Below are 26,758 nucleotides of genomic sequence, written 5' to 3' on the forward strand. Positions count from 1 at the left end.
GTTATCAGCTCTTGTTGTCTGATGGTATACCATAATATTTGTTGTGCAAGAGGTGTCAGGAAATTTCTCTTGCCGGGGGACGAAAGGTGGCCTGATGCCTTGATTTCTCTGTTGTCTGTACTGGCCTCTTCGCGGGCTTGCCCGCTCCCACAGGGACTGCACAGGTTTCAAAAAAAAGCCCGCTCACGCAGGCCGAAGGGGCCCACGGGAGCGGGCGCGTCCCGCAATGATTCAGGCAATGGGAATTCAGGCGAACGCCGGCACCACTTCCTTGATGAACAGCTCGAGCGACTTTTTCTTCTCGGCGTGGGGCAAGCTGTTGTCGCACCAGAAGCTGAACTCGTCGACGCCCAGTTCCTGGTAGTACTTGATGCGTGCGATGATCTCTTCCGGCGTGCCGATCATGGTGTTCTTGCGGATGTTCTCCAGCTGGAACGCCGGCACTTCGGCGAATTTCGACTCCGGGCTCGGCTCCAGGAAGCCATTCACCGGGGTCGTCTTGTTGCCGAACCAGGCATCGAAGGTGCGGTAGAAGCGCGAGATCGCCTGGGCGCCGACCTTCCAGCCTTCCGGATCAGCCGGGCTGTGCACATGGGTGTGGCGCAGCACCATCAGTTGCGGGCGCGGCACGCCTGGGTTGTTGTCCAGGGCGGCCTGGAACTTGTTCTTCAGGTCCAGCACTTCTTCGTCCCCCTTCATCAGCGGGGTGACCATGACATTGCAACCATTGGCAACGGCGAAGTTGTGCGAGTCCGGGTCGCGGGCGGCGATCCACATGGGCGGCGTGGCGTTGAACGGCTTCGGTACGCTGGTGGAGGTCGGGAACTTGTAGACTTCACCGTCGTGGGCGTAGTCGCCTTCCCACAGCTTGCGCACCACCGGCACCATCTCGCGCAGCGCCTTGCCGCCGTCGGTGGCCGGCATGCCACCTGCCATGCGGTCGAACTCGAACTGGTAGGCGCCGCGGGCCAGGCCCACTTCCATGCGGCCGTTGCTGATCACGTCGAGCAGGGCGCATTCGCCAGCGACGCGGATCGGGTTCCAGAATGGCGCAATGATGGTGCCGGCGCCCAGGCGGATCTTCTCGGTGCGCGCGGCCAGGTAGGCCAGCAGCGGCATCGGGCTTGGCGAAATGGTGTATTCCATGGCGTGGTGTTCACCGATCCACACGGTGCTGAAACCGCCGTCTTCGGCCATCAGGGTCAGTTCGGTCAGGTCTTCGAACAGCTGGCGGTGGCTGACCTGTTCATCCCAACGTTCCATGTGTACGAACAACGAAAATTTCATGGGTTTTTCCTCAACGCTTGTTATTGCCCGTCAGTCAATCGGGCTTCAATTTGGGAGCGGGCTGCGTCCAACTGCAGGCTTCAGGCAAAGGCCGGCAGGCTGGCCATCTTGCCGCGGCAGTACACCATGGGCCGTGGTGCTTCTGCCGGGACGATCAGGTTGTGCACCTTGCCGACCATGATGGCGTGGTCGCCACCTTCGTATTCACGCCACAGTTCGCATTCGATGACGGCGGTGGCACCGGCCAGGATCGGATTGCCCAGTTCACTCAGGCTCCACTCGATACCGCTGGCCTTGTCCTTGCCCTTCTTGGCGAACGCGTAGGCTTCTGCCTGCTGTTCACCCGAGAGCAGATGAATGGCAAAGCGCTTCTGCTTGATCAGTACCGGGTAGGAGTCGGAGGTGTAGTTGGGGCAGAACAGCACCAGTGGCGGGTCCATCGACAGGGAGGAGAAGGCGCTGGCAGTCAGGCCGACGACCGAGCCGTCGTCGTCCTGGGTGGTGATGACGGTAACGCCGGACGGGAAGGAGCCCAGAACGTTCTTGTAGACAGTTGCGTCGATCATCGGGAGTACCTCTGAAGGGCTGCGGTGGTCCGCGGTTTTTATCGTTGATGTGTCTGATGGTATACCGTAATACCTATTTTGCAAGCGGAATTTTCAACCCTAGGTTTTCGCGATGAACGGCCCAAAGCCACGAAAACCGTGGCCTTGAGCGGTGAGGCGGTTTGTCGCAGGGGTTTTGCAAGCGGATCAGTGGCCGTTTTTTCATGCGGATCAGTGTTGTCAAAAGTTTGGAATACCATAATATGGTCCGCAGCTGAGAGGCCGCCTTGATGCGGTTTCCTTACAAAGATAAAAACGACCTTTCGAGCTGAAAACCATGTCCCAACCGTCGTCGCAACACCAGTTTGTCGAGAATCACACGGTCGATTACGTTCCACCTGCCGAGCGCCACGGGAAGGCGCGCGACCTGTTCACCCTCTGGTTCAGTACCAACATTGCGCCACTGCCCATCGTCACCGGTGCCATGGTGGTCCAGGTGTTTCACCTGAACCTGTTGTGGGGGTTGATAGCCATCGTCCTGGGCCATCTGGTCGGGGGCGTGGTCATCGCCCTGGCCTCTGCGCAGGGGCCGCAGCTGGGCATTCCACAAATGGTGCAAAGCCGTGGCCAGTTCGGCCGTTACGGCGCCTTGCTGATCGTGTTCTTCACCGCGCTGATCTATGTCGGCTTCTTTATTTCCAACATTGTCCTGGCAGGCAAGACCATCCACGGCATCGCCCCGAGCGTGCCGATGCCTGGCGCAATCGTGATAGGCGCCCTGAGCGCTACTGCCATCGGCGTGATCGGCTATCGTTTCATCCACATTCTCAACCGCATCGGTACCTGGGTGATGGGTTCGGCTTTGCTGGCCGGTTTCATCATGATGTTCATCCAGGACCTGCCGGCAGACTTCTTCAGCCGCGGCGCATTCAACCTGTCGGGCTTTATCGCCACCGTGTCGCTGGGCACCATCTGGCAGATCAGCTTCTCGCCGTACACGTCAGACTATTCGCGCTATCTGCCGCGTGAAGTGGGCATTGCCAAACCGTTCTGGGCTACCTATCTGGGCGCCACCCTGGGCACCATCCTGTGCTTCAGCTTTGGTGCAGTGGCCGTGTTGTGCGTCCCGCAAGGCACCGACGCAATGGACGCGGTGAAGCAGGCTACCGGCTGGCTGGGCCCGATCCTGATGGTGCTGTTCCTGCTCAACATCATCAGCCACAACGCCCTCAACCTGTATGGCGCGGTGCTGTCGATCGTGACCGCAATCCAGACCTTCATGGCCGAGTGGACGCCGAGCGTCAAGGTACGGGTGATCCTGGCCTCGGTCATTCTGGTGGGCTGCGGGATGGTGGCACTGAATGCCTCGGCGGACTTCATCGGCCAGTTCATCGGCCTGATCCTGGCGCTGCTGCTGGTGCTGGTGCCGTGGGCTTCGATCAACCTGATCGATTTCTACCTGATCAAGAAGGGCCAGTACGACATCGCCTCGATCTTCAGTGCAGACGGCGGCATCTATGGCCGCTTCAACCACCACGCGATCATTGCCTATGCCTGCGGCATCCTGGTGCAGCTGCCGTTTGCCAATACTTCGCTGTATGTGGGGCCGTACTCGAACATTGTCGAAGGGGCCGACCTGTCGTGGCTGTTCGGCTTGCTGGTGACGGTGCCGCTGTATTACTGCCTGGCCACACGCGGAAAGGCGGTTAACAGTGCGCGGGTTATCAGCGTCAACGACTGACAACTGCAACATGGGGCTGCTAAGCAGCCCCGACTATGGCCGCTTGGTCGATTTCCGCGCTTTGCTGGGTCAGGCATGCCCGCGCCCGTCATGCTGCCTGCGATACGCCCCCGGCTGCACCCCCACTGCCTTGGCGAACGCCCGGGTGAATGCGGCCACCGACTGATACCCCACCTGCGCGCCCACCTGCTCAACGGTATGCCCCGCCTGCAGCAACTGGCTGGCATGGCGCATGCGCAGCGCCAGCAGCACTTGTCCCGGTGACTGCCCGGCCAGCTCGCTGAAACGCTTGAAAAAAGCCGACCGTGACAACCCGGTGCAAGCGGCCATGTTCTCCATGGTCCAGGTTTGCCCCGGTTGCTCGATCAATTGCTCAAGCAATCCGGCAAATGCCGGCTGGCGGGCGAGGGCGACCAGCCCGCCCAGCGATTGCCCTGCGTGCACCTGCTGGCGCAGCACGTACAGGAACAACAAGTGCGTCAGCCGTTCCAGTAGCATCTGTGATGGCCCAGCATCTCGCCGGCATTCTTCCAGGATCAGCCCGAACAGCGCCCGCGCTGCGCTGCCGCTGGGATCTTCAGCGCGTAACAAGATCCAGTCAGCGAGACCCTCGACAATCAGCGAGCAGAGGCCCGACTGAAAATGGAAGAAGCCGCAGACCAAGCCAACGCCGTCGGCGGCCTGGCTATCCAGCGCCTGCATGGCCTGGCGCGGCTGGGAACAGGCGTCGACCTGGTCCTGATCGCTGGACAAGCGATAGGCCAGGTCGCGCAGCAGGAACACGGCATCACCTTTCTCCAGGCGAATGGCCTGCGGCTGGCCGTCAATGTGCAGCCAGCAATGGCCTTGCACCACCAGATGAAAGCTGGCCCGGCCCATGCCTTGGGTACTGGCATGCCAGCCGCCGCAATAGCGGCCTACATGAAACAGGCTGGCATCGAGCTCCAGGCTTTCTAATAACCAATCGACAAGCGGGCTGGACGAAATCATCTAATGCAAAGACTCAGGAGCAAGGGAAGGCGACTGACGAATATGGAGGGTAGTTCTTATAACCAACAGACTGTAGTGACACTCATCAAAGGAGATCACTGCATGTCCGCGCGCATTACTTTACACACGCTGCAGAGCGCCCCGGAAGCGGCACGGCCGTTCCTTGAGAACGCGCAGAAGAATTCCGGCTTCATCCCCAACCTGCTTGGTGTGCTGGCCAACGCCCCGGCGGCGCTTGAAACCTACGTGACCGTTTCGGCACTCAATGGCAAGTCTGAGCTTGGCCTGGCCGAGCGTGAAGTGGTGCAACTGATCGCGGCCACCCAGCATGGCTGCGACTTTTGCGTGGCCGGCCATACGGCCGTCGCGCTGAACAAGGCCAAGCTGCCGCAGGAGGTGGTCGATGCTCTGCGTGCCCGTGGCGAACTCCCGAACGCCCGCTACGAAACCCTGGCCGCCTTTGCCCGCGAAGTGATCGCCACCCGTGGCAATGTCAGCGAAGCCACCTACCAGGCCTTTCGTGAGGCCGGCTTCAGTGAAGGCAACGCCTTGGAGGTGATTCTGGGTGTAAGCCTCGCAACCCTGTGCAACTTTGCTAATGTTTTCGCCCAGACGCCACTCAACGAAGAGCTTGGCAAATACCGCTGGCAGCCTTCTGCGTAGTCCACCTGTGATAATGGCCATTACCAGGCCGTTGTAGGAGCGGCCTTGTGCCGCGAACGGGCCGCAGAGCGGCCCCGGCGTTATCAAAGGAGCAAGACCATGCAAGATTGTGCATTTCGACACTGGCTGGATGCCAATGCCGAGGCCATCGACCGGGGCCTGTGCGAGCCGCAGCAGGTGTTGGCGCAGATCGCAGAATCGCAGCTGCTGCGCACGGGGGTCGACCCAGCGCTGGGCGGTACGGGCGGGCAGGTGACCGACGCGGTCGAGGCCATCGCCGCCATTGCCAGCCGCTCATTGGCCGCGGCTTTCGTCTGCTGGGGCCAGCGTGCCTTCATCGAATACCTGCTGCACAGCCCTAACCAGCCCCTGCGTGAGCGCCTGCTGCCGCGGCTGTTGACCGGTGAATTGGCCGGTGCCACCGGGCTGTCCAACGCCATGAAGTTCCTGTCCGGTATCGAAGCGCTGCAGGTGCGTGGCCGCCCGGCAGCCGATGGCTGGCACCTGGAAGGGCGACTGCACTGGGTGACCAACTTGCGTAAAAGCGGCTTCGTGGTGGCGGCGGCCATCGAGGATGAAGGCGGCGGCGCGCCGTTTGTGCTGGCCATTCCTTCCGACGCTCAAGGCCTTGAGCGCTCTGATGATCTACAACTGATGGGCCTGCAGTCGAGCAATACGGCAGCACTGGCTTTTCACCAGGTGCCGCTGGCGCGCGACTGGCTGCTGCATGAAAATGCACGCGAATTCCTGCCACGGGTACGCCCGGCATTCCTGGCGCTGCAATGTGGCATGGCCATTGGCCTGGCGCGACGAGCGCTGGAAGAGGTTCAGGCGCACCTGCATGGCCGAGCCTCGTTCCTCGACGAAGCCCGTCAGGTGCTTAGCGAACGCCTGGAAAACACCGTCTGCGAACTCAAGCAGGGCTTGCTCGAAGGTCGCTTCCAGCAGCAGCCGGCGGCCTTGTTCAAGCTGCGCATCATCCTGGCTGAAAGTGCTGCCGACGCGGTACAACTGGAATTGCAGGCCAGTGGCGGCAAGGCTTACCTCTGCGAATACGGCGAAGGGTTTGCCCGCCGTTGGCGGGAGTCGGCCTTCGTGCCGATCGTCACGCCCAGCCTGGTGCAATTGCGCGCCGAGCTGCAACGCCAGGCGGGCGTTGCATGAGCGCAGTGTTGCTGGAGGCCCGTGACATCCGCCTGGGCTACCCGCGTGAGGGGGGGTGGCAACAAGTGCTGGCGCAGTTCGACCTGCAGCTGGCGCCAGGTGAAGTCGTGAGCATCCTTGGCCCCAGTGGTGTGGGCAAGTCAAGCCTGCTGCGGGTGCTGGCAGGCCTGCAGCTGCCTGGCGGCGGTAGCGTGAGCTTGCACGGCCAGCCACTGCAGGGGCCGCACCCGCGTCTGGCGGTGGCCTTTCAGGACCCCAGCCTGCTGCCATGGCTGAGCCTGGAGAAAAACGTCGCCTTCGGCCTGGACTTCGCCCGTCAGCCCAAGCTGGCGGATGCCGAACGCCGTGCACGCATCGACCATGCGATTGCGGCGGTGGGCCTGGCCCACGCGCGTGGCCAGTACCCGGCGCAGTTGTCTGGCGGCATGGCCCAGCGCACCGCGCTGGCCCGCTGCCTGGCACGCCAGCCCGAAGTCTTGCTGCTGGATGAACCCTTCGGTGCGTTGGATGAGGTGACCCGCGCCGACATGCAGCAGCTGCTGCTGCAACTGATCGCCACGCACAAGACCGCGGCCGTGCTGATTACTCACGATATCGACGAAGCCCTGCTGCTGTCAGACCGGGTTCTGCTACTGGGCAACCACCCAGCGCACATCCTCGGCCAGTGGCACATTGACCTGCCGCAACCACGGACGCAGCGGGTCGAAGAACTTGGCGCCTTGCGTATCGAAATCCTCAAAACCCTTCGGCGGGCAAGCCGCACAGTCGAACCTACCCCAACCTCGTTGCCCTCGGAGGCTGTCCATGTGCATGGATGACTGCTGTTCCTCTTCTTCGCGTCGTGACTTTCTCAAGCTCGGCGCCATGCTCACTGCTGCCGGTGCATTGCCGTTGCTGTCGAGCTTGCAGGCGCGTGCCGCTGCCGAGCCGGACGCGCCGGTGCGCATCGGCTACCTGCCGATCACCGATGCCACGCCGCTGCTGGTGGCACATAACAACGGCCTGTTCGAGGCCGAAGGCATCAAGGCCGAGCGCCCGGTGCTGCTTCGCAGCTGGGCGCAGGTGATCGAGGCATTCATCTCCGGCCAGGTCAATGTCATTCACCTGCTTTCGCCGATGACGGTATGGGCGCGCTATGGCAGCAAGGTGCCAGCCAAGGTGGTGGCCTGGAACCACGTGGGCGGTTCGGGCCTGACTGTTGCGCCGGATATATCCGACGTGAAACAGCTTGGTGGCAAGACAGTGGCCATTCCGTTCTGGTACTCGATCCACAATGTGGTACTGCAACAGTTGCTCAACGACAACGGCCTGACGCCCGTGTCGAAGCCGGCCAATGCGCAACTGGCCGCCAACGAGGTCAACCTGCTGGTGCTGCCACCGTCCGACATGCCACCCGCTCTGGCCAGCAAGCGCATTGCCGGCTACATCGTTGCCGAGCCGTTCAACGCACTGGCCGAGAACCTCAAGGTGGGCCGCGTGCAGCGCTTTACCGGCGATGTATGGCGCAACCATGCGTGCTGCGTGGTGTTCATGCACGAGCATGACCTGAATAACCGCCCGGAGTGGTCGCAGAAAGTGGTCAACGCCATCGTCAAGGCCCAGCAATGGACCCGTGACCATCGCACCGAAGCCGCCGCACTGCTGTCCAGGGCGGGCCCCAACAAGTACACCCCGCACGAGCCTGCGGTGCTGACCAAGGTCCTGGCGCCCGCCGCCGAAGACCGTGCTGGCTACATTGCCAGTGGCGCCATTCGCCATCAGCAGTGGGACGAAAAACGCATCGACTTCCAGCCATACCCGTTCCCGAGTTACACCGAAGAGCTGGTCAGGCGCCTGAAAACCACCCTGATCGAAGGCGACAATGCGTTTCTTGCCGGGCTGGATCCGGCGTATGCCGCCCGCGACCTGGTCGACGATCGCTTCGTGCGTAATGCCATCGCGACAGTGGGTGGCCCGTCGGTGTTCGGCATTGCCGACAACTTCGAGCGTAGCGAGGAGTTTGCGGTCTGATGCGCACGCATGTCGTACATGCCGGCCTTGGGCTGGTCGGGTTGCTGGCCTTGTTGCTGTTATGGTGGGTCGGTGTGGCAATGTTCGGCCAGGCCGACGGCCTGTCGGCGCGCTTTTCGCCGGCGGCAACCTTGGCCAGCCTGGTCGAGCTGCTGGGGCAGGGCGAGGTCTATGGGCATATCTGGGTCAGCCTCAAGCGCATCCTGATTGGGCTGCTGCTGGCGCTGCTGATGGGCGTGCCGCTGGGCTTGCTGGTAGGCAGCTACCGGCACCTGGAGGCAGCGACCACGCCGGCATTTCAGTTTCTGCGCATGATATCGCCATTGTCGTGGATGCCTGTGGTGGTGATGCTGATGGGCGTGGGTGACCAGCCGATCTACTTCCTGCTGGCGTTTGCCGCGTTGTGGCCGATCTTGCTGAACACGGCGGCTGGGGTGCGCCAACTGGACCCGCGCTGGCTGCAACTGAGCCGCAGCTTGAGTGCCACGCGCTGGGAAACCTTGTGCAAGGTGATTGTGCCGGGGGTGATCGGTCACGTGCTGACGGGGGTGCGCCTGGCCATCGGTATTCTGTGGATTGTGCTGGTGCCGTGCGAAATGCTTGGGGTGAGTGCGGGGCTTGGGTATTTCATTCTTGATACCCGTGACCGGCTGGCGTATTCCGAACTGATGGCCATGGTGCTGCTGATTGGCGTGCTGGGGTTTGTGCTGGATGCCCTGGCGCGTGGGCTGCATCGGCGCTGGGTGCATGGCTGAAAGGCCAATGGGGCTTCTTCGCGGGCTCGCCCGCTCCCACAGGTACATCACCGGCCTTGGGCCTTACGGTATTCCTGTGGGAGCGGGCAAGCCCGCGAACAGGCCTTTGGATCAATGCACGTTCTTGCGCTGGCGCACACATTCCTGGGCTTGAGCGGTCAGCTCATCCAGCCGCTCATCGCGCATCTGCTCCGCTTCGATCATCGCATCCTCACCCTGCTGGTTAAGCAGATAGGTGTGAATCTGCAGCACTTCAGCCGTCTGATAAATCGGCGCAATGTCCAGGCGCCCGATCAGCGCACCACTGGGGTGGCCGGTACTGCTCATCAGCACCTGCGGGCCGTTGGCGGCCACCACTTGCATGCCCATCGCCTCGAACCACGGCACCTGGTTGGCAAAGGCGTTCAGCTCTACGCAGGCATGGCGTGAGCGCAGGTCGCCCAGCAGAGCACGGGCGATGCCCTGGCGGCGATGGCTGGCGCACACGGCCAGAAAGGCCAATGCACAGGCCTGCCCATCGTCCTGGGCTGGCAGCGACAGCGCAAAGCCCAGCAACTGGTCCGGTGCTTCGGCATCCAGCGCCAGGGTAAGCGCCACGGCCAGACCGCGGGTGCCGTCCAGCGCTTGCAGGTACTGGTGGACTTCCATGCCGACGCCGTACTGGTACAGCGGGTACAGCGGGTTGTCGACGGCGATGGCGACACTGCTCAAATCGCCGACATTGTGAATGACCAGCTCGCGGATCTGGTTCTGGAAAGATTCGGGCGGCACGCTGTCGAGGCGGCTCAGGATGAACATCTGGGGGCTCCGGCGGATGAGAATACGACCCGCGCTGTGTTGGCGCGGGTTGTACAGTCTAACCGTTTTTGCCGTATCAGCCGTGTGCCTGTAAGGCACCGAGCATCAGGTCGAGGTTCTGCACGGCAGCACCAGAGGCACCTTTGCCCAGGTTGTCGAACACCGCCGTGAGCAGTACCTGGCCATGCTCGGGGTTGGCGTACAGCGCCAGGCGCAGGTCATTGCTGTCGTTCAATGCCTCGGGGTCGAGGTTTGCCGCAGCGCCGCTCTGATGCAGAGGCATCACCTGAACATGGCGGGCACCCTGGTAATGCTGTTCCAGGCAGGCTTGCAAATGCTCGGCGCTGACCTGTCCAGGCAGCAGGCGAAGCTGCAGCGGAATGCTCAGCACGATGCCTTGGCGGTAGGCGCCATAGCCGGGCATGAACATCGGCCGCGCCGACAACCCCGCGTGCTGCTGGATCTCCGGTACGTGCTTGTGCGCCAGCTCCAGGCCATACAGCTGTAGCGCCGGCGCTTTGGCGGCGCCGGGCTGTTCGTGCCGCTCGACCGCCGCGCGACCACCGCCGGAGTAGCCAGACACGGCGTGGATGTTCAGGGGGTAGTCCGCAGGCAGCAAGCCAGCCTTGACCAGTGGGTGCAGCAGCGCGATGGCGCCGGTGGGATAGCAGCCGGGATTGCTGACACGCGTGCTTTGCGCGATGCGCTCGGCTTGCTGTTCGTCAAGCTCCGGCAGGCCATATACCCAGCCTGGTGCGGTGCGGTGCGCCGAGCTGGCGTCGATCACCCGCACCTGTGGGTTGTGGATTGCGGCCACGGCCTCGCGGGCGGCGTCGTCGGGCAGGCACAGCAGGGCGATGTCGGCGCTGTTGATCGCTTCGCGGCGGCGTTGCGGGTCCTTGCGCTCGGCCTCGGGGAGGGTCAACAGGCGAAGATCGCTACGGCCCTGCAGGCGGGCATGGATCTGCAGGCCTGTGGTGCCTTGGTCGCCGTCGATGAAAACAACAGGGGTGTGCATGCTCGGGGTCCGGTTGGGGAAAGATAGCCTATGCTCGCCCGTAGCGTTGGTAATGAAAATTTGAATATGATGATCGATACATTCAGGTTTTCTGAATGAGTTTTGAAACGCGTGGTGAACCTGTGGGTTTACCCGCAAAAGGGCCGGCTCTGAACAATGCGCGAAATCAGCCTCGACCGCCTCCGCACATTGGTGGTCATCACCGACCTGGGCTCCTTTGCCGAGGCCGCCCGCCAGCTTAACCTGGCGCCGCCCACCATCAGCTTGCACGTGGCCGAGTTGGAGGCGCGTATCGGCGCCCCGTTGCTCACCCGCACCCGCGGCCAGGTGCGGCCTACCGTCATCGGTGAAACACTGCTGGGGCGTGCCCGACGCCTGCTGGCGGACGCTGACTTGGCGCTGGACGAAGTACGCCGGCAGGTCGAAGGGTTGACCGGGCGTGTGCGGCTGGGCGCCTCCACCGGTGCCATCGCCCATTTGCTGCCGCAGGCGCTGGCGCGCCTGCGTGTGGAGCACCCGGGGATCGATGTGCAGGTTCAGGTGCTGACCTCCCAGGCGTCGCTCGCGCGCTTGCGTGAGGGCACGCTGGATATCGGCCTTGTGGCCTTGCCGCAGGTGGCCGGCAAAGGGCTGACGGTTACCCCCTGGCGGCGCGACCCGATCCTGGCGTATGTGCCGGCCGACTGGCAGCCACCGGCCAGGATCACCCCGGCCTGGCTGGCGCAACGGGCGTTGATTCTCAACGACAGCACCACCCAGCTGTCGCGGGTTACCGGCGAGTGGTTTGCAGCGGCTGGGTTGTACCCCGAACCGCGGATCGAGCTGAACTACAACGATGCGATCAAAAGCCTGGTCGGCGCCGGGTACGGGGCGACCTTGTTGCCGCAGGAGGGGGAGGCGACCGAACTGGACCGGCGCATTGCCCGCCGACCGCTGCGGCCGGGGTTGTGGCGGCAGCTGGGTATTGCGTGTCGGGAAGGGCAGGTGGAGCGGGCCACGGGGTATGTGCTGGAGGCGCTGGAGCGGTTGCTGTAGGGGCGATTGCGCTGCGGCAAGACCTGCGGCAGGTACGCACGTTCCAGCCCCGACGCCTTGCCAAACTCAGAACCAGCGATCGTTCTTCTTGCGCCCACGGGTCAGTGCCGGCAGGATCAGCCCCGCCAGCAAGCCTGCACCGGCAATGCTGCCGCCATACACCATGTAGCGCATCATCACCTGCTTGTTCTCATCCCCCAGGCGGGCCTGGGTATCGCGCAGGTCCGACTGGCTCTGATCGAGCTGCTCGTTCAGTGCCTTGTTGCGTGCCTCCAACTCGTCAATCAGCTGCTTGCGCGAATCAAGCGTTTCCTGCATGCCCTGTACGCGGTTCTTCCAGCTGTCGTCGATGGTCTTCAACTGCCCGGTCAGTTCGGCGACCTGGGCATCGAGCAATGGCAGGCGCTCGTTCTGCCCGGGCACTGTCTGCAGGTCGTTGCTGAGGATCCACACCACATCGCCGTTCTGCCCGCGCACCTGGCTGTAATTGCCCTGGCTGCCGAGCAGGGTCAGCTTCTGCCCGGACTTGAGCGTGCCGACAATGCGGTGCCCGTCGGTCGGGCCGCTGCGCACGTAGGTGCTCAGGCTGTCACTGACCCAGCGTGCGTCGCTGGCAGGCTCTTCGGCGTGCACGGGTGCGACAAGACTCACCAAGGCGGCAATCAGGCCGATGCGCAGGGCAGGAAGGGCGGAAGCATTTGGGCGGGAATCGGGCATGTTAAGTCTTCGCTGAAACAGGACAAAAAGTAGGCCCGGTGACTGGGCCGATGAACCGGTCGGTGAGTTGACCGTCAGCGAAAGACCGTTTTTTTGTCAGCAGGTTCATTACCTGATGTCGGAAATGTCTGCAGAACCGGTACGTCGGGGCTATGAGGCTAGACTCAAGGCTCACCTTCGATCTTGGAGCAAGACCATGACTGCCAAGAACACCATCTGCCTGTGGTACGACCACGATGCCGAAGAGGCGGCGAACTTCTACGCCCGAACTTTCCCCGATAGCCGGGTTGTCGCTGTGCACCAGGCACCCGCCGATTACCCTTCAGGCAAGCAGGGCGATGTGATCACCGTGGAATTCACGGTAATGGGTATCCCTTGCGTGGGGCTCAATGGCGGCTCGGCCTTCAAGCACTGTGAGGCGTTTTCGTTCCAGGTCAGTACCGCGGACCAGGCAGAGACCGACCGCTTGTGGGATGCCATTGTCGGCAACGACGGCGAGGCCAGCGTTTGCGGCTGGTGCAAGGACAAATGGGGGATTTCGTGGCAGATCACTCCACGCATCCTCATCGAAGCCATCGGCCACCCCGACCGTGCGGCGGCCAAGCGTGCGTTCGAGGCCATGATGCAGATGGGCAAGATCGATGTGGCCAAGATAGCGGCGGCGTTGAAAGGTTGAAGCAGATCCATGTTTCAGCAGGCGCGGTCTCGCATCGCGAACGGGCTGCGTAGCAGCCCGTGGTCTTCGGGTTGACGCCGTCAGTTGCTGGTTACTTCGGCCTCTGCCGCTGTCTTGGCCGACGCCTTCTTCTCCTGCACCACAATGTAGAACTCTTCCCCATGCTTCACCGCGCCATACAGTACGGCCTTCTCGATCAGCTCGTTGCCGCGCAGGTGGCGCAGCATCATCGGGTCCTTGCGCAGGTCGCGGTACAGCGCCAGGCATAGCAGCACCATCACCACCACGAATGGCAAGGCCACGACGATGGTCAAGTTCTGCAGCCCGGTCAGCGCCTCGCCAGGGTTGCCTGGGTCGCCGATCGCCAGCATGATCGCCGCCACCGTACCGGTCAGCGTCCCCCAGAAAATCACTGTGCGTCGCGATGGCGCGGTGGTGCCGTGTTCCGACAGCGTGCCCATCACCAGCGAGGCGGCGTCGGCACCCGAAACAAAAAAGATGCCCACCAGGATCATCACCAGCACCGAGGTTGCCGAGGCCAGCGGGTAGCTGTCCAGCAACTGGTACAGCGCGTGGTTACTGTTGACCGCACCGTTGGCCAGCTGGAAGGCGCCCTCGCGCACGGCCTCGATGGCGGCGCCACCGAAGATGGTGAACCACACCAGGCTGACCAGGCTTGGCACCAGCAGCACCCCGGTAACGAACTGTCGAATGGTGCGACCGCGGCTGATGCGGGCGATGAACATGCCCACGAAAGGCGTCCAGGAGATCCACCAGGCCCAGTAAAACACGGTCCAGCCGGCCAGCCAGCTGTTCATCTGCTCGCCGCCGCTGGCGTTGGTGCGGGCCATCATTTCCGGCAGCATCTTGATGTAGATGCCGAGCGAGGTCGGCAAAAGATTGAGCATCAGCAGCGTCGGCCCGACCATGAACACGAACACCGCCAGCACCAGGGCCAGCACCATGTTGGTGTTGGACAGCCACTGGATACCCTTGCCGATGCCCGACACCGCCGAGGTCACGAAGGCAATGGTCAGCAGGGTGATGATCGAGATGTAGAACAGTTTACCGGGGCTTTCGATCCAGCCGTTGTATTCCAGGCCGCCGGCAATCTGCAGCGCCCCTAGGCCCAGCGAGGCGGCCGAGCCGAACAGCGTGGCGAAGATCGCCATCATGTCGATCAGGCGGCCGAGAGGGCCGTTTGCGTGCTTGCCGATCAGCGGCCGGAAGGCGGCGGAAATCAGCTGCGAGCGGCCACGGCGGAAGGTGCCGTAGGCGATTACCAGGCCGACGATGGCGTACATGGCCCAAGGGTGCAGGGTCCAGTGGAACAAGGTAGTGGCCATTGCCACCTGCATCGCTTCGCTGGTCTGCCCGCTGGCCGAGCCGGGCGGCGGCGATATGTAGTGCGACAGCGGCTCGGCCACGCCGAAGAACATCAGGCCGATGCCCATGCCGGCGCTGAACATCATCGCGACCCAGGACACCGTGCGGAACTCTGGCTGTTCGCCATCGCGGCCCAGCGGCACCCGCCCGTAACGGCTGGCGGCCAGCCACAGCACGAACACCACGAAGAGGGAGGAGGTGAGCACGAAGAACCAGCCGAAATTGAGAATGACCCAGGATTGCGCGCTGGAGGCGCTGCTGGCCAGGCTGGCCTGGTTGAGGAAGCCCCAGAGCACGAAAGCGATGGCCAGGAGGCTGGTGAAACCAAAGACGATCCAGTCAAGCTTGCCCTCGAAATGTCGATCCTGGCGGGCTTCTGCGGTTTTCGAGGGGTCTGTGACGCCAAGATCGAGTGTTTCGGGGATGTGTTCCTTTGCCATGTATGATGAGGCCCCATTTGTGTATTGCCTGGACGCGCAGGCTTGTTGTGTGGGCTGCCGAGCACGATGACGGCCTCGGCGGGGTGGATTGCTGGCGGGATTATCCTGCGCAGCAGATAGCGGCTCATGTCCCCATAACGCCATGGGGCGTCCATTGCGCGACTTGGCAAATACTTTTAGTTCTGGGGGCAATGGCCCTTTCTGCCTCGGCTTCTGGTACCCTGATGGGCATAACCCGGGACCGCACATACGAGCATCGTAGAAGCGCTGCTGCTTGCGGGCCTGGCCGCACCAGGAAACGGAGATTCGTCATAATGGCCACTGACCGTGTGAGCCTGATTCATTTCGATAAATTGAGCATGAGCCCTGCCGCTGCCGATCGGTTCCAGAAAGCCCTCGACGCGCTGGAAGCGCTCAAGCTGCAGGACCGTTACGTGTATCTCATCGCTCCTTATCTGGGTGATATCGCTGACGCCTCCGACGCCGAGCAACTGGCAACAGCCCTGGAGCAGGGCTTGCGCGTGGTCGAAGAGTTGCTGGCAGCCAGGTCGGTAACCAAGGTCAAGGCCGAGGAAGTGCGCCAGGTGTTCCACAGCGCAGGTGAACGTGCGCGGGCAGAACTGCCTGGCTGAGCAGTGGCATGGCCAAAGACATCGACAACCCCTGCGTCTCGTTATGCCAGCTCAACAGCGAACTGTGCGTGAGCTGCGGCCGTACCCGTGACGAAATCCGCAAGTGGCGGGGCATGAAGCGGCCCGAGAAAATGGCCACTGTGCAGCGTGCGGCGACGCGAATGAAGGCTATCGCCAAAAAGGCGGCCAAGCGGCAGAATGCCGGCTGAACCTGCGTGCAATAGACGCAGCCTTTCCTGTTTGTCTGGCGAGCCTGAAAATGGATTCTCACTCGCTGTTCGCGTTTACCCTGGTCGCCGCCATCGCGATCGCCAGCCCCGGCCCTGCCACCTTGATGGCTATCAACAACAGCCTTGCCCATGGCCAGCGCAGCGCGATCTGGTCGTCGCTGGGCAATGGCACGGGTCTGTTCTGTCTGTCGGCAGCGGCCATGCTGGGGCTAGGCGCACTGCTGGCCAGTTCTGAAGTACTGTTCAATGCCGTGAAGATCCTGGGGGCGGGCTATCTGTTCTACCTGGGGGCGCGCCAACTGCTGAAGAAGAGCCCGATGCTGGAGCAGGGTGCCGCAGAGCGTTCAGCCAAGGTGCGGCCCACGCCGCTGAAACTGTTCAAATCGGCCTTTCTCACTGCAGTGACCAACCCGAAGGCGACCATGTTCTTTACTGCACTGTTCCCGCAGTTCATCGACCAAGGGGCTGCGCTGTTGCCGCAGTTCCTGACCTTGACCGGGATTTTCGTGGCCTTGTCGCTCACTTCGCTAAGCGCGTATGCCGCCCTGGCTGCGCGGGCCAAGGGGGTGCTGACCCGGCCGTCGCTGTCGCGCTGGGTGAACCGGGTGGTGGGCACCACCTTTATCGGTTTTGGCGCGGCGATCCTGGCGATGCGACGGCAGGGTGCCTGAAACGCCCAGTTTGTCGCCGGCCGTGCAGGCGCTCACTGTGTGTCCTTCGGCAGATTTATCAACGGGACGATGAAAGGCTCGTCTGCGGGTTGCTGATGGTCCAGACTGTCTACAGCGCGCAGATGATAGCTGCAGGCGACCACGGCAGGTGGCAGCCTTTGGCCACTACGCCGGATCGCCGGGTGTTTCATGTGCCGAGGGTCGTAGATGATCGAGCGTTGCTTCCGCCACGTCTTGCTCCTGATGTGCCTGTCACTGCTGCCCCTGGCTGCAACAGCGGATGATGCATGTCTACGGCTGACCGCCACAGGAAACCCGGAATACCCCCCGTACCTGTGGCGCGACCCGCTGAACCCTCAACGACTGATCGGTGCCAATGCCGACCTGCTCAAATACCTGGGCAAGCAGCTGGGGCTGGACATAGAGGTGGTTTACGCCGGGCCGTGGTCGCGAGCCCAGGAAGAAGTGCGCACCGGGCGGATCGACTTGATGGCCGGGTATTTCCTGACCGAAGCGCGCCGGCAGCATGTGGACTTCATCGCCCCGCCGTTTTTGCGCACGCCCAGCGTCATCTGGGTGCGCCAGGAAAATGCCTTTGCCTACCAGCAATGGGCCGACCTCAAAGGCCGCAAGGGTGGCACTCTGGTCAACAACAGCCACGGCCAACAGTTCGATGAATACGCCCAGGCCAATCTCACCCTCGAAGCGGTGCCCACTGCCAGGCAGGCGTTCGAGAAGCTGATGCTCAAGCGCAGCGATTACGTGGTGTACGAGCAGTATCCTGGCATGGCGCTGGCGCGCACATTGGGCATCGCAGCCACTGTGCAGGTTTTGCAGCCACCCGTGTCCAGCGAAGGGTTGTACCTGGCAATCTCACATGAGTCGCCTTGCAACCGGCCACTGCTGCGTGAGGCGCTGGCGCGGGAGATGGCGAAGATCGTTGGCGGGGCCTTGCCCGAGCAGTGGTTGAAACAGAATCTGGAGCGGTGGCAGTGACAGAGTGGCTCATGCGCTGCGCGGTTTTCGTGGGGGCAGCCTCGCGTCGGTACATGTGCCACTCCAATTCAACGCATATGCAAGATGATTGGGCTGCTGCTGGCCGGGTCGGTATGCCCACGCAACTTGCCTACCGCCTGCGCATCCACCGCACCCCCCTGGTTGCCCCAGGCCGTACGTACAAAGCTGAGCACGTCGGCAATCTCCTGATCACTCAACTGCTCGCGCAAAGCCGGCATGCGATAGGCGTCCGGCACCCCTGCAGCCACCACCCGCTGCGAACCATTGAGCGTGATATTGATTGCCGAGTCGCTCTCCTTGGCCAGTGCCGAGGTCGCCCCGGCCAAGGGCGGCATCCATTCGGCCTGGCCCTTGCCGTCCAGGCCATGGCACGACGCACAGCGTGTCACGTAGGTGCGCGCTCCCGGGCTGTCCAGCCGTGTCGCTAGCGATTCGGCCTGGTATTGCCATGGCGCGCCGTCCCGTTGGGGGTCGCCGGGCAGCGACTTCAGGTAGTGAGCGATGGCAGCCAGGTCGTCATCATGCATGAATTGCGTGGAGTTGTTGAACGCCTCGGTCATCGAACCATATACCACTGCATGCCGGTTGCGCCCGGTCTTCAGGAACTGCGCGATCTCTGCCTCGCTCCAGCGCCCCAGCCCGGTGTTGTGGTCGGCGCGCAGGCTGGGTGCATACCAGCCGTCGAGCAGTGCGCCGGACAGGAACGGCTTGCCGCTGTCATCCAGCGCCTTTTCATTGAAGGCCAGGCCACGTGGCGTATGGCAACTGCCGCAGTGCCCGGGGCCCTGGACGATATAGGCGCCACGGTTCCACTGTGCATCCTGCCCGGCCTTGTCGGTGTAAGGCGTGGTGGTGGCGAACAGGCCGTTCCACAAGGCGATGGGCCAGCGCAGGTTCAGCGGCCAGGGGATGTCGCTGCCCAGGTTGGCCTGCCGCGCCGGTTGCACGCCGTGCATGAAGAACGCATACAGCGCCTTGACATCATCATCGCTGAGCTTGGCGTAGGACGGGTAAGGCATCGCCGGGTACAGCCGTCGGCCACCCGGCGCGACACCCTGGCGCACGGCGCGGTCGAAGTCGGCCAGGGTGTAGTTACCGATGCCGCTGTCGCGGTCGGGGGTAATGTTGGTGGCGTGGATTGCCCCCAGCGGGGTGGCCATTTCCAGTCCGCCGGCGAACGGTTTGCCATCCGGCAGGCTATGGCAGGCCACGCAGTCACTGAGCCGGGCTACGTATTCACCGCGGCTGACCAGCGCCGGGTCGGCAGCAGTGGCCTGTGCGTCGGCAAACGGTGATGCGGGCTCACGGGTGACATACCAGGCCAGCAGGCCCGCCGCGATCAGGCACGGCAGCGCCAGCCAGCCAGCGGTTCTTGCGAAACGATGGGTCATGAGGCGTCCCTTGTGCGATCAGCTGAAGGTGTGGCGGCTCAATGGCAAACTGCGCACGCGCTGGCCGGTGAGCTGCGCGACCGCGTTGGCCACCGCCGGGGCCACGGCGGGCAGCGGTGGTTCGCCGATGCCGCCCATCTTCGCCCCGCTTTCGATGATGCGCACATGCACCCGCGCCATGCGCGAAGGCGGCAGGATCGGGTACAGGTCGTAATTGCGTGCGCGCGGCTTGCCATCCACGTACACCGCTTCTTCCACCAGCGTCTGCGACAGGCCCAGGGCTACGGCGCCGTTGACCTGGTGCTCGATGATCGCCGGGTTGACGATGCTGCCCGGGTCGATGGCTTGCCAGATGTCGTGCACCCTGACCTGGCCGTTGTCGATCGAAACCTCGGCAATGACCGCAGCCTCCGAGCCAAACGGTGAGGCCATGGCCACGCCGCGTGCGCGCTTGCTGCCGTCCTCGGCGGTGAACGGTCCGCGCTTCCAGCCGCCGGACAAGTCGGCCACTGCGTTCAGCAGGTTGGTCAGTCTTGGGTTGTCGCGCAGCAGGTGCAGGCGCAGTTCAAACGGGTCCTTGCCACCTTTGTCCGCCAGTTCGTCCAGGAATGATTCGTAGAAGAAGTCGTTCAGCGAGTTACCTACCGAGCGCCAGTAACCAAGCATGGCCGGACCTTTGACATAGATCTGGGCAATGCGCTTGTTGGCGATGGCGTAGGACTTGCCCGACAGCCCCTCAAGTGCGGTCGGGTCGATCTTCTCCCCTTGTTTTCCAGCAAGGGCCTCGGTTGGGCCCTCGGTGGCGCTGACCGCCTCGAGCGCCACTGGCATACCGTCTGCGTCCAGCCCGGCGCGGAACTTCACCACTGCGACGGGGCGCAGTACATCGCGCAAGAACTCCTCTTCGCGACTCCAGATAAGCTTCACCGGCCGGCCAACTGCTTTGGCCAGGGCAATGGCCTGCGGGTAGGGGTTGGCAGAGTCGTACAGGAAGTGGCGGCCAAAGAAGCCGCCCAGCAGCGGCGAGTGCAGGTTGATTTGTGCAGGCTCCAGGCCGGTGCGTCTGGCAATGTCGTCACGGAACATGTCCGGGGCCTGGTTGGGCAGCCAGACGTCGAGGCTGCCGTCCGGGTTGAAGCGGGCGAGGGCGGACGGTGGCTCCAGCTGGGCATGGTTCAGGTACTGGTTGTGGTAGCTGGCCTCGACCTTGGTCTTGGCGTTGGCCAAGGCGCCGGCAATATCCCCTTCGTTCTCTTCATCACGGGATGGCCCTTGCACCGTCGCGAGGTGTTCGCGCCAGGCGTCGCTGGAAAAATCGGCCGGCATCGGTCGCACTTTGCTGTCGACGGCCGGTTCTTTCCAGTCCACCTGAATCGCCTCCACTGCACGCTTGGCGTGCCACCAGCGCTCGGCGACCACAGCCACGGCGCCTGGCAGCTGATGCACAGAATGTACGCCTTTCATGGCCTTGACCTGGTCTTCGTTGCGCAGGCTGCCAACCGTCATGCCCAGGCGCGGTGCATGCTGCACGGCAGCGTGGAGCATGCCGTCGACCTTGATGTCGATGCAGTACTGGGCCTTGCCGGTGGACTTGTCGTAGGCATCCAGGCGGCGTACGGGCTTTCCAATCCAGCGAAACTGGCTGGGGTCGCGCAGCTTGACGCTGGCCGGGTCGGGCACTGGCAGGTCCATGGCGCGACCGGCCAGCTCACCGTAGGGTACGGAACGTCCGGTCGTGGTATGTACTACGTTACCCGGCGTGGTAGAAAGCTCATCGACCGGTACACCCAGGTGTTCGGCGCCCGCCTGCAGCAGCATGCCCCGGGCGAGCGCGCCCAGGCGGCGCATGGTCGGGTAGCTCATGCGTACCGACATGCTGCCACCGGTGATGCGCATGCCGTTCTCCATCACCACGTAGGCTTCGCCCGGTGGCGCGCTATCGACCACGAAATGGGCCGGGTCGACATCCAGCTCTTCACCCACAATCTGCGCCATGGCGGTGAAAGGGCCTTGTCCGCCTTCCATGAAGGGGCTCAGCAGGCGCACCGTGCCGTCCGGGCGAATCTCCAGAAATGCGGGCACCTGAGTGCCGCGTTCAGCCGTTGCCGCAGCGGCGGCTGCTGCCTGCACGCGGGCCGAGCCCATGGGCAGGCCGAAACCTAGCACCAGGGCACCGACTGCGGTGCCGGCAAGAAAGCGCCGACGTGACAGGTTGACCGTTTCGCCCCGCTGCAGCCTGAGCAGTTCGGCGGGTGTATCGACTGGCGTGTTCATCAGGCCTGCTCCCCCTGGGCCAGGTCATGCACGGCGGCATGGATGGCGTTGTAGGTGCCGCATCGGCACAGGTTGACCATGGCTGCATCGATCTGCGCATCGCTGGGTTTGGGCGTGTGCTTGAGCAGCGCCGTGGCTGCCATTACCTGGCCGGACTGACAATAGCCGCATTGAGCCACCTGGTGCTCAACCCAGGCGGCGACCACCCGTTTGCCGACGGGGTCGGCTTCGATCGCCTCGATGGTGGTGACCTCACGCCCCACCACACCGGCCACCGGGGTAACGCAGGCGCGCACCACATTACCGTCCACCAGCACCGAACAGGCGCCGCACTGGGCCAAGCCGCAGCCATACTTGGTGCCGGTCAGCCCCAAGTCATCGCGGATTACCCACAGCAGGGGCGTGTCGGCGTCCGCCTCGACCTGATAGGTCTTCTGGTTGATGCGTAGTTCCATGGTTTCACCTGCCCGTCACGGTTGTTGTCGCTGTGTTTTATCTGCATGGGGAATACGTTGTCCCCCGGTGCAGAAACGCTAGCACAGCAGGATGACCGCTGGTCTGGTGGCGGGGGTGGCTTCAGAGGATCAGGCAAGTAATCCGGCGGAATACGCAAGCCAGCTTCGAAAAATCAAGCCTGCAGTCGGCGTTGAACAGGACTTGCGCAACGAAAACCCGGATAATGCCGGCCAATTTCGTTTTGCACGCTTAAATCACGGTAATCCCGCATGGAAATCAAGGTCAATTTTCTCGACAATCTCCGTCTCGAAGCCAAATTCGATGACTTCACGGTGATCGCCGACCAACCTATCCGCTACAAAGGCGATGGTTCGGCCCCCGGCCCGTTCGACTATTTCCTGGCGTCTTCGGCCTTGTGCGCGGCTTACTTCGTCAAGCTGTACTGCCAGACCCGCGATATTCCCACCGAAAACATCCGCCTGTCGCAGAACAACATCGTCGATCCGGAAAACCGCTACAACCAGATCTTCAAGATCCAGGTCGAACTGCCCGAGGACATCTCCGACAAGGACCGTCAAGGCATCCTGCGCTCCATCGACCGCTGCACGGTAAAAAAGGTGGTGCAGACCGGCCCTGAGTTCGTGATCGAAGTGGTCGACAACCTCGATGCTGATGCCCAGGGGCTGCTGATGCCGGTGTCGGACACCAGCACCTATATCCCCGGCAAGGACCTGCCGCTGGAGCAGACCATTGCCAACATGTCGGGCATCCTCGCCGGGCTGGGGATGAAGATCGAGATCGCCTCGTGGCGCAACATTGTGCCCAACGTCTGGTCGCTGCACGTACGCGATGCGCAGTCACCGATGTGCTTTACCAACGGTAAAGGCGCCACCAAGGAGGCTGCGCTGGCCTCGGCGCTGGGCGAGTTCATCGAGCGCCTCAACTGCAACTTCTTCTACAACGACCAGTTCTGGGGCGAAGACCTGGCCAACGCCCCGTTCGTGCACTACCCGAACGAGCAGTGGTTCAAGCCGGGCCCGCGCGACGCGTTGCCGGCCGAGATCCTCGATGAGCACTGCCTGGCGATCTACAACCCTGACGGGGAGCTGCGTGGTTCGCACCTGTATGACACCAACTCGGGTAACACGGCGCGGGGCATCTGTTCGCTGCCGTTCGTGCGCCAGTCCGACCAGCAGGTGGTGTACTTCCCGTCCAACCTGATCGAAAACCTGTTCCTCAGCAATGGCATGAGCGCGGGCAACACCTTGGCTGAGGCGCAGGTGCAGTGCCTGTCGGAAATCTTCGAGCGCGCGGTGAAGCGCGAAATCCTCGAGGGTGAGTTGTGCCTGCCGGACGTGCCGCCAGAGGTGCTGGCCAAATACCCGGCGATCCTCGCTGGCATCCAGGGCCTGGAAGAGCAAGGCTTCCCGGTACTGGTCAAGGATGCGTCGCTGGGGGGCGAGTTCCCGGTCATGTGCGTGACCTTGATGAACCCGCGCACGGGTGGCGTGTTTGCCTCGTTCGGTGCCCACCCGAGCCTGGAAGTGGCGCTGGAGCGCAGCCTCACCGAACTGCTGCAGGGCCGCAGCTTCGAAGGCCTGAACGACCTGCCGCAACCCACCTTCGAAAGCCACGCGCTGACCGAGCCGAACAACTTCGTCGAGCATTTCATCGACTCTAGCGGCGTGGTGTCGTGGCGCTTCTTCAGCGCCAAGGCCGACTTCGAATTCGTCGAGTGGGACTTCTCCGGGCACGGCGAGGACTCCAACCAGCAAGAGGCCGCAACCCTGTTCGGCATCCTCGAAGACCTGGGCAAGGAAGTGTACATGGCGGTGTACGACAACCTTGGTGCCACCGCGTGCCGTATCCTGGTGCCAGGCTACTCGGAAATCTACCCGGTCGAGGACCTGATCTGGGACAACACCAACCGCGCCTTGTCGTTCCGTGCCGACATCCTCAACCTGCACAGCCTCGACAGCCGCTCGCTGAAGCTGCTGCTCAAGCGCCTGGACAACTGCGATGTGGATGACTACACCACCATCACCACGCTGATTGGTGTGGAGTTCGACGAGAACACAGTGTGGGGCCAACTGACCATTCTCGAACTGAAGCTGCTGATCTGCCTCGCGGTGCAGCGTTTCGAGGATGCCAAGGAACTGGTCGAGGCATTCTTGCAGTTCAACGACAACACCGTAGACCGCGGCCTGTTCTACCAGGCGCTGAACGTGGTGCTGGAAGTGCAACTGGATGACGAACTGGAGATGGATGACTACGAAGCCAACTTCCGCCGTATGTTCGGCAATGCGCGCATGGACGCGGTATTGGGCTCGTTGGACGGCAGTGTGCGCTTCCATGGCCTGACCCCGACCAGCATGAAGCTCGAAGGCCTTGATCGCCACCTGCGCCTGATCGACAGCTACAAGAAACTGCACGCGGCCCGGGCCAAGTTCGCCTGACAGGCGCTGCGCCCAATCATCGCCGGCAAGCCAGCGCCACAGGTATTGCACCGCTCTTGAGATTTGTGCCGAACCTGTGGACGCTGGCTTGCCTGCGATAAGTCAGGAGCCGTCCTACAGCCCTTTGATCTGGGCGCCATCCCCATTCTGTCTTGCCGCGTTGCCATCCAGGCGCATAGCGTTCTCTTCCTATCCACTTCAGGTGGTGACTATTCGGGCTTAGCAGGCCCCCCTTCGAAAGCCTCCGCCGGTGGTGGCGCTGCACGGACATTGAAAAGCTTGCAGACACAGTACCAACAGAAGGCGACGGTCAGGTTGTAGGGGAACAGCACCGCCCAGAACGGCAATTGCCAGTTCTTTTTGCCCTGCATTTCACCGGGCTCGCCGGTTCGCCAAGGGGCGTAGTGGCGCCAGGCTTCTGCCGGGGTCAGGCAGATGGCGTGCAGTGGCTTGTGCCACCAGTTGGGTTCACCGGGCGGGGGGAGTTTGTCCGGGCCGTGGTCCATGAAGTGGCGGAGGTATTCCCACACTTCGGCGACATGCTTGACGCCGGGTTCGGTGGGTTCGTTGCTGTCGACCCAGAGGCAGTCTTTTTGATGCAGGCTGCCGTCTTCGCGGCGGGGGGCGAAGGCGAGGGCATAGCTGGTAGTGAAGGAGGAACCGCCGAATTCTGTGCGACTGAAAAGACCGCCTGCGACTTGGCTCCAGTCAAATATTATGAGTTTTTTGAATCGCTTATAGTAGATTTTCTTTGTGTGTCGATTTAAATATATGTTCGATAAGTTTTTTATGAAAAGTATTCTGTAGGCTAAGAATGGGGTAAAAATAAAGGGAAGTGAGATCAGGATGGCAACGAAAATGTCGCCGCCGTTGATTGAGTAGTCTATATTTTCATTAATGAGATTGTAACATGATAATATCCAGGTGAATAGAAACATGGCAGTGTAGATTTTTCCCATGAATACAGAGTCGGACACCCAAGGGTTGCGCAGGCATAAGTGTGAACTGGTTGTTTGAATAAGTTGTCCGGAAATTTTTGGCTTGAATCCTGAATTGTGGGCTTGATTAAAAAGCCAGATAGTCGCCATAGGTTTAGCGTTCCAGATGAATAGTGGTAGTAGAAGGAGTGTCGTCATCCAGTCCTTGGTTGGCGTAGTAATTAATCGTTAGCGTGGCAGACCTGATTTGTCTAGCATCAGTTTTGTAATGAAGTAATAAACCTGCTTGGGTGATATGGCAGTCAGGGGTTATTTGGAGTGGGGTTGTCTGCCTGTCGAGATTCTGGCTCACTAAACTCCCTGACCATTCGCTTTGACCTACTACGAATTCTGGTAAAAGTATAGTTAGCTCGAGTGTTGCGTTTTGTTTAGTGACCTGAGTATGGATAATTGTTGCCCAGTCAGGTGTTGGCCATTTGTTATTTATATCCAAATGTGTCGTTAGGGCGCCTAAGCCGAGCTGCTCAGAGTACGGTGCCAACAATGCTTTCGGTGAGAAAAATTCAATCTGCCATGACTTGATTTCTTCGTGGATGTGGCGAAAGGGTGGCAATTTTTTATCAAAGTCTAACTTTATATTCTCCCGTATTTCTCCATCGTTTTCCCTTGTTCCGAAGATGCTTCTGCTGGCCCATAATTCTAAAGGACTGTGAAGGCGGGAGTGAGCTTTTGAGTAGAGGAATAGACCTCCACCGATCAAAGTTGCTCCGATCAAGGCGATTCCAGCTGCTGTCCAGCCTGCAAAGGGAATGAGGACTGTCGTGCCTGCGATGGCAAGGCTTCCTTCTAGAACAAGAATCGAACCTAAAGCAGTAGTCGCGCTGGCAGCCGCTGTATATAAGCCTGAAATAAGATTGCCGTTCTGCCATTGACGTATTGCCTTAAAAATATCTGAGGAAAACCCCATTATTATCGCCGGGTAGCCTGATGCCCGCGCGAAAAGATTACTCGTCAGAAAGTTGATGATGCCGTTACCAAAGGCCATGCCTGGCGCCGTTGAGATCCACTTCAACATCATGGCCTTTTGCGTCGCCCGCACGCTGACCAACGTTGCCGCCGCTGCACCAATCACCCCGAAAACAGATGAGGCGAACCCTAGGGTGTATTCCGGTGCATCGCTCTTCTGCAGGCTGTTGTAGGCCGTCTTGAGCGATAAGATGTTGAACCACAGCATCCCCGCGTTTAAACCACCACCACCGCCCGAGGTGAGTAACCCAAGGAAGTTGGGTTTCACGCGCGCAGTGGTGGTCAGCTCGATGGACACCGTGCGGCTTCCTGAGATGCGCAACGCTTTCATCTCTTCAACCTGCGCCATGCCGCTCTTCAGATACCTCTGCACTTCCTGGCTAAATGGATTTTCCGTAATGGCCTGCTCGGTGATTCGATAGCGCGCCGCCAGCAACCCCAG

24 protein-coding genes and 1 pseudogene are annotated in these 26,758 nt (G+C 61.8%); 13 read left to right on the forward strand and 12 right to left on the reverse strand.

Going from position 1 to position 26,758, the window contains the following annotated elements; genetic code table 11:
* Positions 1 to 246 precede the first annotated feature (246 nt).
* Together N5D53_RS10795 and N5D53_RS10800 are read right to left on the reverse strand one after the other, a co-directional pair.
* The gene (locus tag N5D53_RS10795; protein WP_019438211.1) at positions 247 to 1,287 is read right to left on the reverse strand and encodes an LLM class flavin-dependent oxidoreductase; all 1,041 of its coding nucleotides are present in this window, start codon (positions 1,285 to 1,287) and stop codon (positions 247 to 249) included.
* 80 nt (positions 1,288 to 1,367) lie between these two features.
* A complete protein-coding gene (locus tag N5D53_RS10800; protein ID WP_010954485.1) occupies positions 1,368 to 1,853 on the reverse strand; it encodes a flavin reductase family protein in 486 nt (161 codons plus the stop codon).
* Between the two features lie 316 nt (positions 1,854 to 2,169).
* Here N5D53_RS10800 and N5D53_RS10805 point away from each other — a divergent pair, with 316 nt between their 5' ends.
* Positions 2,170 to 3,573: a cytosine permease gene (locus N5D53_RS10805; protein ID WP_104961447.1), complete on the forward strand. Its 1,404-nt coding sequence runs from the start codon at positions 2,170 to 2,172 to the stop codon at positions 3,571 to 3,573.
* Between the two features lie 69 nt (positions 3,574 to 3,642).
* Here the strand turns inward: N5D53_RS10805 and N5D53_RS10810 are convergent, their stop codons facing one another.
* Positions 3,643 to 4,563: an AraC family transcriptional regulator gene (locus N5D53_RS10810; protein WP_190869458.1), complete on the reverse strand. Its 921-nt coding sequence runs from the start codon at positions 4,561 to 4,563 to the stop codon at positions 3,643 to 3,645.
* A 102-nt stretch (positions 4,564 to 4,665) separates the two neighbouring features.
* On the opposite strand from N5D53_RS10810, the gene N5D53_RS10815 reads away from it, so the two are divergent.
* From N5D53_RS10815 to N5D53_RS10835, 5 genes are all read left to right on the forward strand, one after another.
* The gene (locus N5D53_RS10815; RefSeq protein WP_029615376.1) at positions 4,666 to 5,226 is read left to right on the forward strand and encodes a carboxymuconolactone decarboxylase family protein; all 561 of its coding nucleotides are present in this window, start codon (positions 4,666 to 4,668) and stop codon (positions 5,224 to 5,226) included.
* A 99-nt stretch (positions 5,227 to 5,325) separates the two neighbouring features.
* Positions 5,326 to 6,390 carry an acyl-CoA dehydrogenase family protein gene (locus tag N5D53_RS10820; RefSeq protein WP_104961450.1) on the forward strand — a complete coding sequence of 355 codons (1,065 nt, stop codon included), beginning with the start codon at positions 5,326 to 5,328 and terminating at the stop codon, positions 6,388 to 6,390.
* Positions 6,387 to 7,208: an ABC transporter ATP-binding protein gene (locus N5D53_RS10825; protein ID WP_190869457.1), complete on the forward strand. Its 822-nt coding sequence runs from the start codon at positions 6,387 to 6,389 to the stop codon at positions 7,206 to 7,208. The genes N5D53_RS10820 and N5D53_RS10825 overlap by 4 nt, the downstream gene beginning before the upstream one ends.
* Positions 7,195 to 8,400, forward strand: coding sequence for an ABC transporter substrate-binding protein (locus N5D53_RS10830; RefSeq protein WP_190869456.1), 1,206 nt, complete (start codon positions 7,195 to 7,197; stop codon positions 8,398 to 8,400). The genes N5D53_RS10825 and N5D53_RS10830 overlap by 14 nt, the downstream gene beginning before the upstream one ends.
* Positions 8,400 to 9,155, forward strand: a complete 756-nt coding sequence (locus tag N5D53_RS10835; RefSeq protein ID WP_104961453.1) for an ABC transporter permease — start codon at positions 8,400 to 8,402, stop codon at positions 9,153 to 9,155. Before N5D53_RS10830 ends, N5D53_RS10835 begins: the two co-directional genes overlap by 1 nt.
* A 111-nt stretch (positions 9,156 to 9,266) precedes the next feature.
* Here the strand turns inward: N5D53_RS10835 and N5D53_RS10840 are convergent, their stop codons facing one another.
* Both N5D53_RS10840 and argC read right to left on the reverse strand, forming a co-directional pair.
* Positions 9,267 to 9,953 carry a GNAT family N-acetyltransferase gene (locus N5D53_RS10840; protein ID WP_020190494.1) on the reverse strand — a complete coding sequence of 229 codons (687 nt, stop codon included), beginning with the start codon at positions 9,951 to 9,953 and terminating at the stop codon, positions 9,267 to 9,269.
* A gap of 76 nt (positions 9,954 to 10,029) precedes the next feature.
* On the reverse strand, positions 10,030 to 10,971 hold the full coding sequence (gene argC, locus N5D53_RS10845; protein WP_104961454.1) for an N-acetyl-gamma-glutamyl-phosphate reductase: 942 nt from the start codon (positions 10,969 to 10,971) through the stop codon (positions 10,030 to 10,032).
* A gap of 156 nt (positions 10,972 to 11,127) precedes the next feature.
* Between argC and N5D53_RS10850 the strand changes: the two genes are divergently transcribed.
* A complete protein-coding gene (locus N5D53_RS10850; protein WP_003256039.1) occupies positions 11,128 to 12,006 on the forward strand; it encodes a LysR family transcriptional regulator in 879 nt (292 codons plus the stop codon).
* 66 nt (positions 12,007 to 12,072) lie between these two features.
* Here N5D53_RS10850 and N5D53_RS10855 read toward each other — a convergent pair whose 3' ends face one another.
* Positions 12,073 to 12,723: a TIGR04211 family SH3 domain-containing protein gene (locus tag N5D53_RS10855; protein ID WP_104961455.1), complete on the reverse strand. Its 651-nt coding sequence runs from the start codon at positions 12,721 to 12,723 to the stop codon at positions 12,073 to 12,075.
* Between the two features lie 196 nt (positions 12,724 to 12,919).
* Between N5D53_RS10855 and N5D53_RS10860 the strand changes: the two genes are divergently transcribed.
* A complete protein-coding gene (locus tag N5D53_RS10860) occupies positions 12,920 to 13,399 on the forward strand; it encodes a VOC family protein (protein WP_014590658.1) in 480 nt (159 codons plus the stop codon).
* Positions 13,400 to 13,479: 80 nt separating this feature from the next.
* Here N5D53_RS10860 and N5D53_RS10865 read toward each other — a convergent pair whose 3' ends face one another.
* A complete protein-coding gene (locus N5D53_RS10865) occupies positions 13,480 to 15,225 on the reverse strand; it encodes a BCCT family transporter (RefSeq protein ID WP_064492996.1) in 1,746 nt (581 codons plus the stop codon).
* Positions 15,226 to 15,539: 314 nt separating this feature from the next.
* Here N5D53_RS10865 and N5D53_RS10870 point away from each other — a divergent pair, with 314 nt between their 5' ends.
* From N5D53_RS10870 to N5D53_RS10885, 4 genes are all read left to right on the forward strand, one after another.
* Complete coding sequence (locus N5D53_RS10870) at positions 15,540 to 15,857, forward strand: hypothetical protein (RefSeq protein WP_003256033.1); 318 nt, start codon at positions 15,540 to 15,542, stop codon at positions 15,855 to 15,857.
* 8 nt (positions 15,858 to 15,865) lie between these two features.
* Positions 15,866 to 16,066, forward strand: a complete 201-nt coding sequence (locus N5D53_RS10875; RefSeq protein ID WP_010954468.1) for a DUF1289 domain-containing protein — start codon at positions 15,866 to 15,868, stop codon at positions 16,064 to 16,066.
* Between the two features lie 50 nt (positions 16,067 to 16,116).
* On the forward strand, positions 16,117 to 16,758 hold the full coding sequence (locus N5D53_RS10880) for a LysE family translocator (protein ID WP_010954467.1): 642 nt from the start codon (positions 16,117 to 16,119) through the stop codon (positions 16,756 to 16,758).
* 207 nt (positions 16,759 to 16,965) lie between these two features.
* Positions 16,966 to 17,754 (forward strand): transporter substrate-binding domain-containing protein, encoded by a 789-nt coding sequence (locus N5D53_RS10885; protein ID WP_104961456.1) that lies wholly within the window; start codon positions 16,966 to 16,968, stop codon positions 17,752 to 17,754.
* Positions 17,755 to 17,822: 68 nt separating this feature from the next.
* Here N5D53_RS10885 and N5D53_RS10890 read toward each other — a convergent pair whose 3' ends face one another.
* The 3 genes from N5D53_RS10890 to N5D53_RS10900 are packed head-to-tail and all read right to left on the reverse strand — an operon-like array spanning position 17,823 to position 21,895.
* Positions 17,823 to 19,166 (reverse strand): cytochrome c, encoded by a 1,344-nt coding sequence (locus tag N5D53_RS10890; RefSeq protein ID WP_104961457.1) that lies wholly within the window; start codon positions 19,164 to 19,166, stop codon positions 17,823 to 17,825.
* 18 nt (positions 19,167 to 19,184) lie between these two features.
* A complete protein-coding gene (locus N5D53_RS10895; protein ID WP_121161547.1) occupies positions 19,185 to 21,440 on the reverse strand; it encodes a molybdopterin cofactor-binding domain-containing protein in 2,256 nt (751 codons plus the stop codon).
* Positions 21,440 to 21,895, reverse strand: coding sequence for a (2Fe-2S)-binding protein (locus N5D53_RS10900; RefSeq protein ID WP_003256023.1), 456 nt, complete (start codon positions 21,893 to 21,895; stop codon positions 21,440 to 21,442). Before N5D53_RS10900 ends, N5D53_RS10895 begins: the two co-directional genes overlap by 1 nt.
* 270 nt (positions 21,896 to 22,165) lie before the next feature.
* Between N5D53_RS10900 and N5D53_RS10905 the strand changes: the two genes are divergently transcribed.
* The gene (locus tag N5D53_RS10905) at positions 22,166 to 24,352 is read left to right on the forward strand and encodes an OsmC domain/YcaO domain-containing protein (RefSeq protein WP_104961459.1); all 2,187 of its coding nucleotides are present in this window, start codon (positions 22,166 to 22,168) and stop codon (positions 24,350 to 24,352) included.
* 209 nt (positions 24,353 to 24,561) lie between these two features.
* Here N5D53_RS10905 and N5D53_RS10910 read toward each other — a convergent pair whose 3' ends face one another.
* Together N5D53_RS10910 and N5D53_RS10915 are read right to left on the reverse strand one after the other, a co-directional pair.
* Positions 24,562 to 25,440: a DUF6708 domain-containing protein gene (locus tag N5D53_RS10910; protein WP_158682560.1), complete on the reverse strand. Its 879-nt coding sequence runs from the start codon at positions 25,438 to 25,440 to the stop codon at positions 24,562 to 24,564.
* Positions 25,441 to 25,444: 4 nt separating this feature from the next.
* Positions 25,445 to 26,758: pseudogene (locus tag N5D53_RS10915) on the reverse strand (hypothetical protein); the annotation flags it as partial.

The organism is Pseudomonas sp. GD03862, from assembly GCF_029840855.1.
GTDB lineage: Bacteria > Pseudomonadota > Gammaproteobacteria > Pseudomonadales > Pseudomonadaceae > Aquipseudomonas > Aquipseudomonas alloputida.

Coding starts and splice junctions, on each gene's coding strand:
- N5D53_RS10795 (WP_019438211.1), bottom strand. CDS start 1,287: ATGAAATTTTCGTTGTTCGTACACATGGAACGTTGGGATGAACAGGTC.
- N5D53_RS10800 (WP_010954485.1), bottom strand. CDS start 1,853: ATGATCGACGCAACTGTCTACAAGAACGTTCTGGGCTCCTTCCCGTCC.
- N5D53_RS10805 (WP_104961447.1), top strand. CDS start 2,170: ATGTCCCAACCGTCGTCGCAACACCAGTTTGTCGAGAATCACACGGTC.
- N5D53_RS10810 (WP_190869458.1), bottom strand. CDS start 4,563: ATGATTTCGTCCAGCCCGCTTGTCGATTGGTTATTAGAAAGCCTGGAG.
- N5D53_RS10815 (WP_029615376.1), top strand. CDS start 4,666: ATGTCCGCGCGCATTACTTTACACACGCTGCAGAGCGCCCCGGAAGCG.
- N5D53_RS10820 (WP_104961450.1), top strand. CDS start 5,326: ATGCAAGATTGTGCATTTCGACACTGGCTGGATGCCAATGCCGAGGCC.
- N5D53_RS10825 (WP_190869457.1), top strand. CDS start 6,387: ATGAGCGCAGTGTTGCTGGAGGCCCGTGACATCCGCCTGGGCTACCCG.
- N5D53_RS10830 (WP_190869456.1), top strand. CDS start 7,195: ATGTGCATGGATGACTGCTGTTCCTCTTCTTCGCGTCGTGACTTTCTC.
- N5D53_RS10835 (WP_104961453.1), top strand. CDS start 8,400: ATGCGCACGCATGTCGTACATGCCGGCCTTGGGCTGGTCGGGTTGCTG.
- N5D53_RS10840 (WP_020190494.1), bottom strand. CDS start 9,953: ATGTTCATCCTGAGCCGCCTCGACAGCGTGCCGCCCGAATCTTTCCAG.
- argC (WP_104961454.1), bottom strand. CDS start 10,971: ATGCACACCCCTGTTGTTTTCATCGACGGCGACCAAGGCACCACAGGC.
- N5D53_RS10850 (WP_003256039.1), top strand. CDS start 11,128: ATGCGCGAAATCAGCCTCGACCGCCTCCGCACATTGGTGGTCATCACC.
- N5D53_RS10855 (WP_104961455.1), bottom strand. CDS start 12,723: ATGCCCGATTCCCGCCCAAATGCTTCCGCCCTTCCTGCCCTGCGCATC.
- N5D53_RS10860 (WP_014590658.1), top strand. CDS start 12,920: ATGACTGCCAAGAACACCATCTGCCTGTGGTACGACCACGATGCCGAA.
- N5D53_RS10865 (WP_064492996.1), bottom strand. CDS start 15,225: ATGGCAAAGGAACACATCCCCGAAACACTCGATCTTGGCGTCACAGAC.
- N5D53_RS10870 (WP_003256033.1), top strand. CDS start 15,540: ATGGCCACTGACCGTGTGAGCCTGATTCATTTCGATAAATTGAGCATG.
- N5D53_RS10875 (WP_010954468.1), top strand. CDS start 15,866: ATGGCCAAAGACATCGACAACCCCTGCGTCTCGTTATGCCAGCTCAAC.
- N5D53_RS10880 (WP_010954467.1), top strand. CDS start 16,117: ATGGATTCTCACTCGCTGTTCGCGTTTACCCTGGTCGCCGCCATCGCG.
- N5D53_RS10885 (WP_104961456.1), top strand. CDS start 16,966: ATGATCGAGCGTTGCTTCCGCCACGTCTTGCTCCTGATGTGCCTGTCA.
- N5D53_RS10890 (WP_104961457.1), bottom strand. CDS start 19,166: ATGACCCATCGTTTCGCAAGAACCGCTGGCTGGCTGGCGCTGCCGTGC.
- N5D53_RS10895 (WP_121161547.1), bottom strand. CDS start 21,440: ATGAACACGCCAGTCGATACACCCGCCGAACTGCTCAGGCTGCAGCGG.
- N5D53_RS10900 (WP_003256023.1), bottom strand. CDS start 21,895: ATGGAACTACGCATCAACCAGAAGACCTATCAGGTCGAGGCGGACGCC.
- N5D53_RS10905 (WP_104961459.1), top strand. CDS start 22,166: ATGGAAATCAAGGTCAATTTTCTCGACAATCTCCGTCTCGAAGCCAAA.
- N5D53_RS10910 (WP_158682560.1), bottom strand. CDS start 25,440: ATGGCGACTATCTGGCTTTTTAATCAAGCCCACAATTCAGGATTCAAG.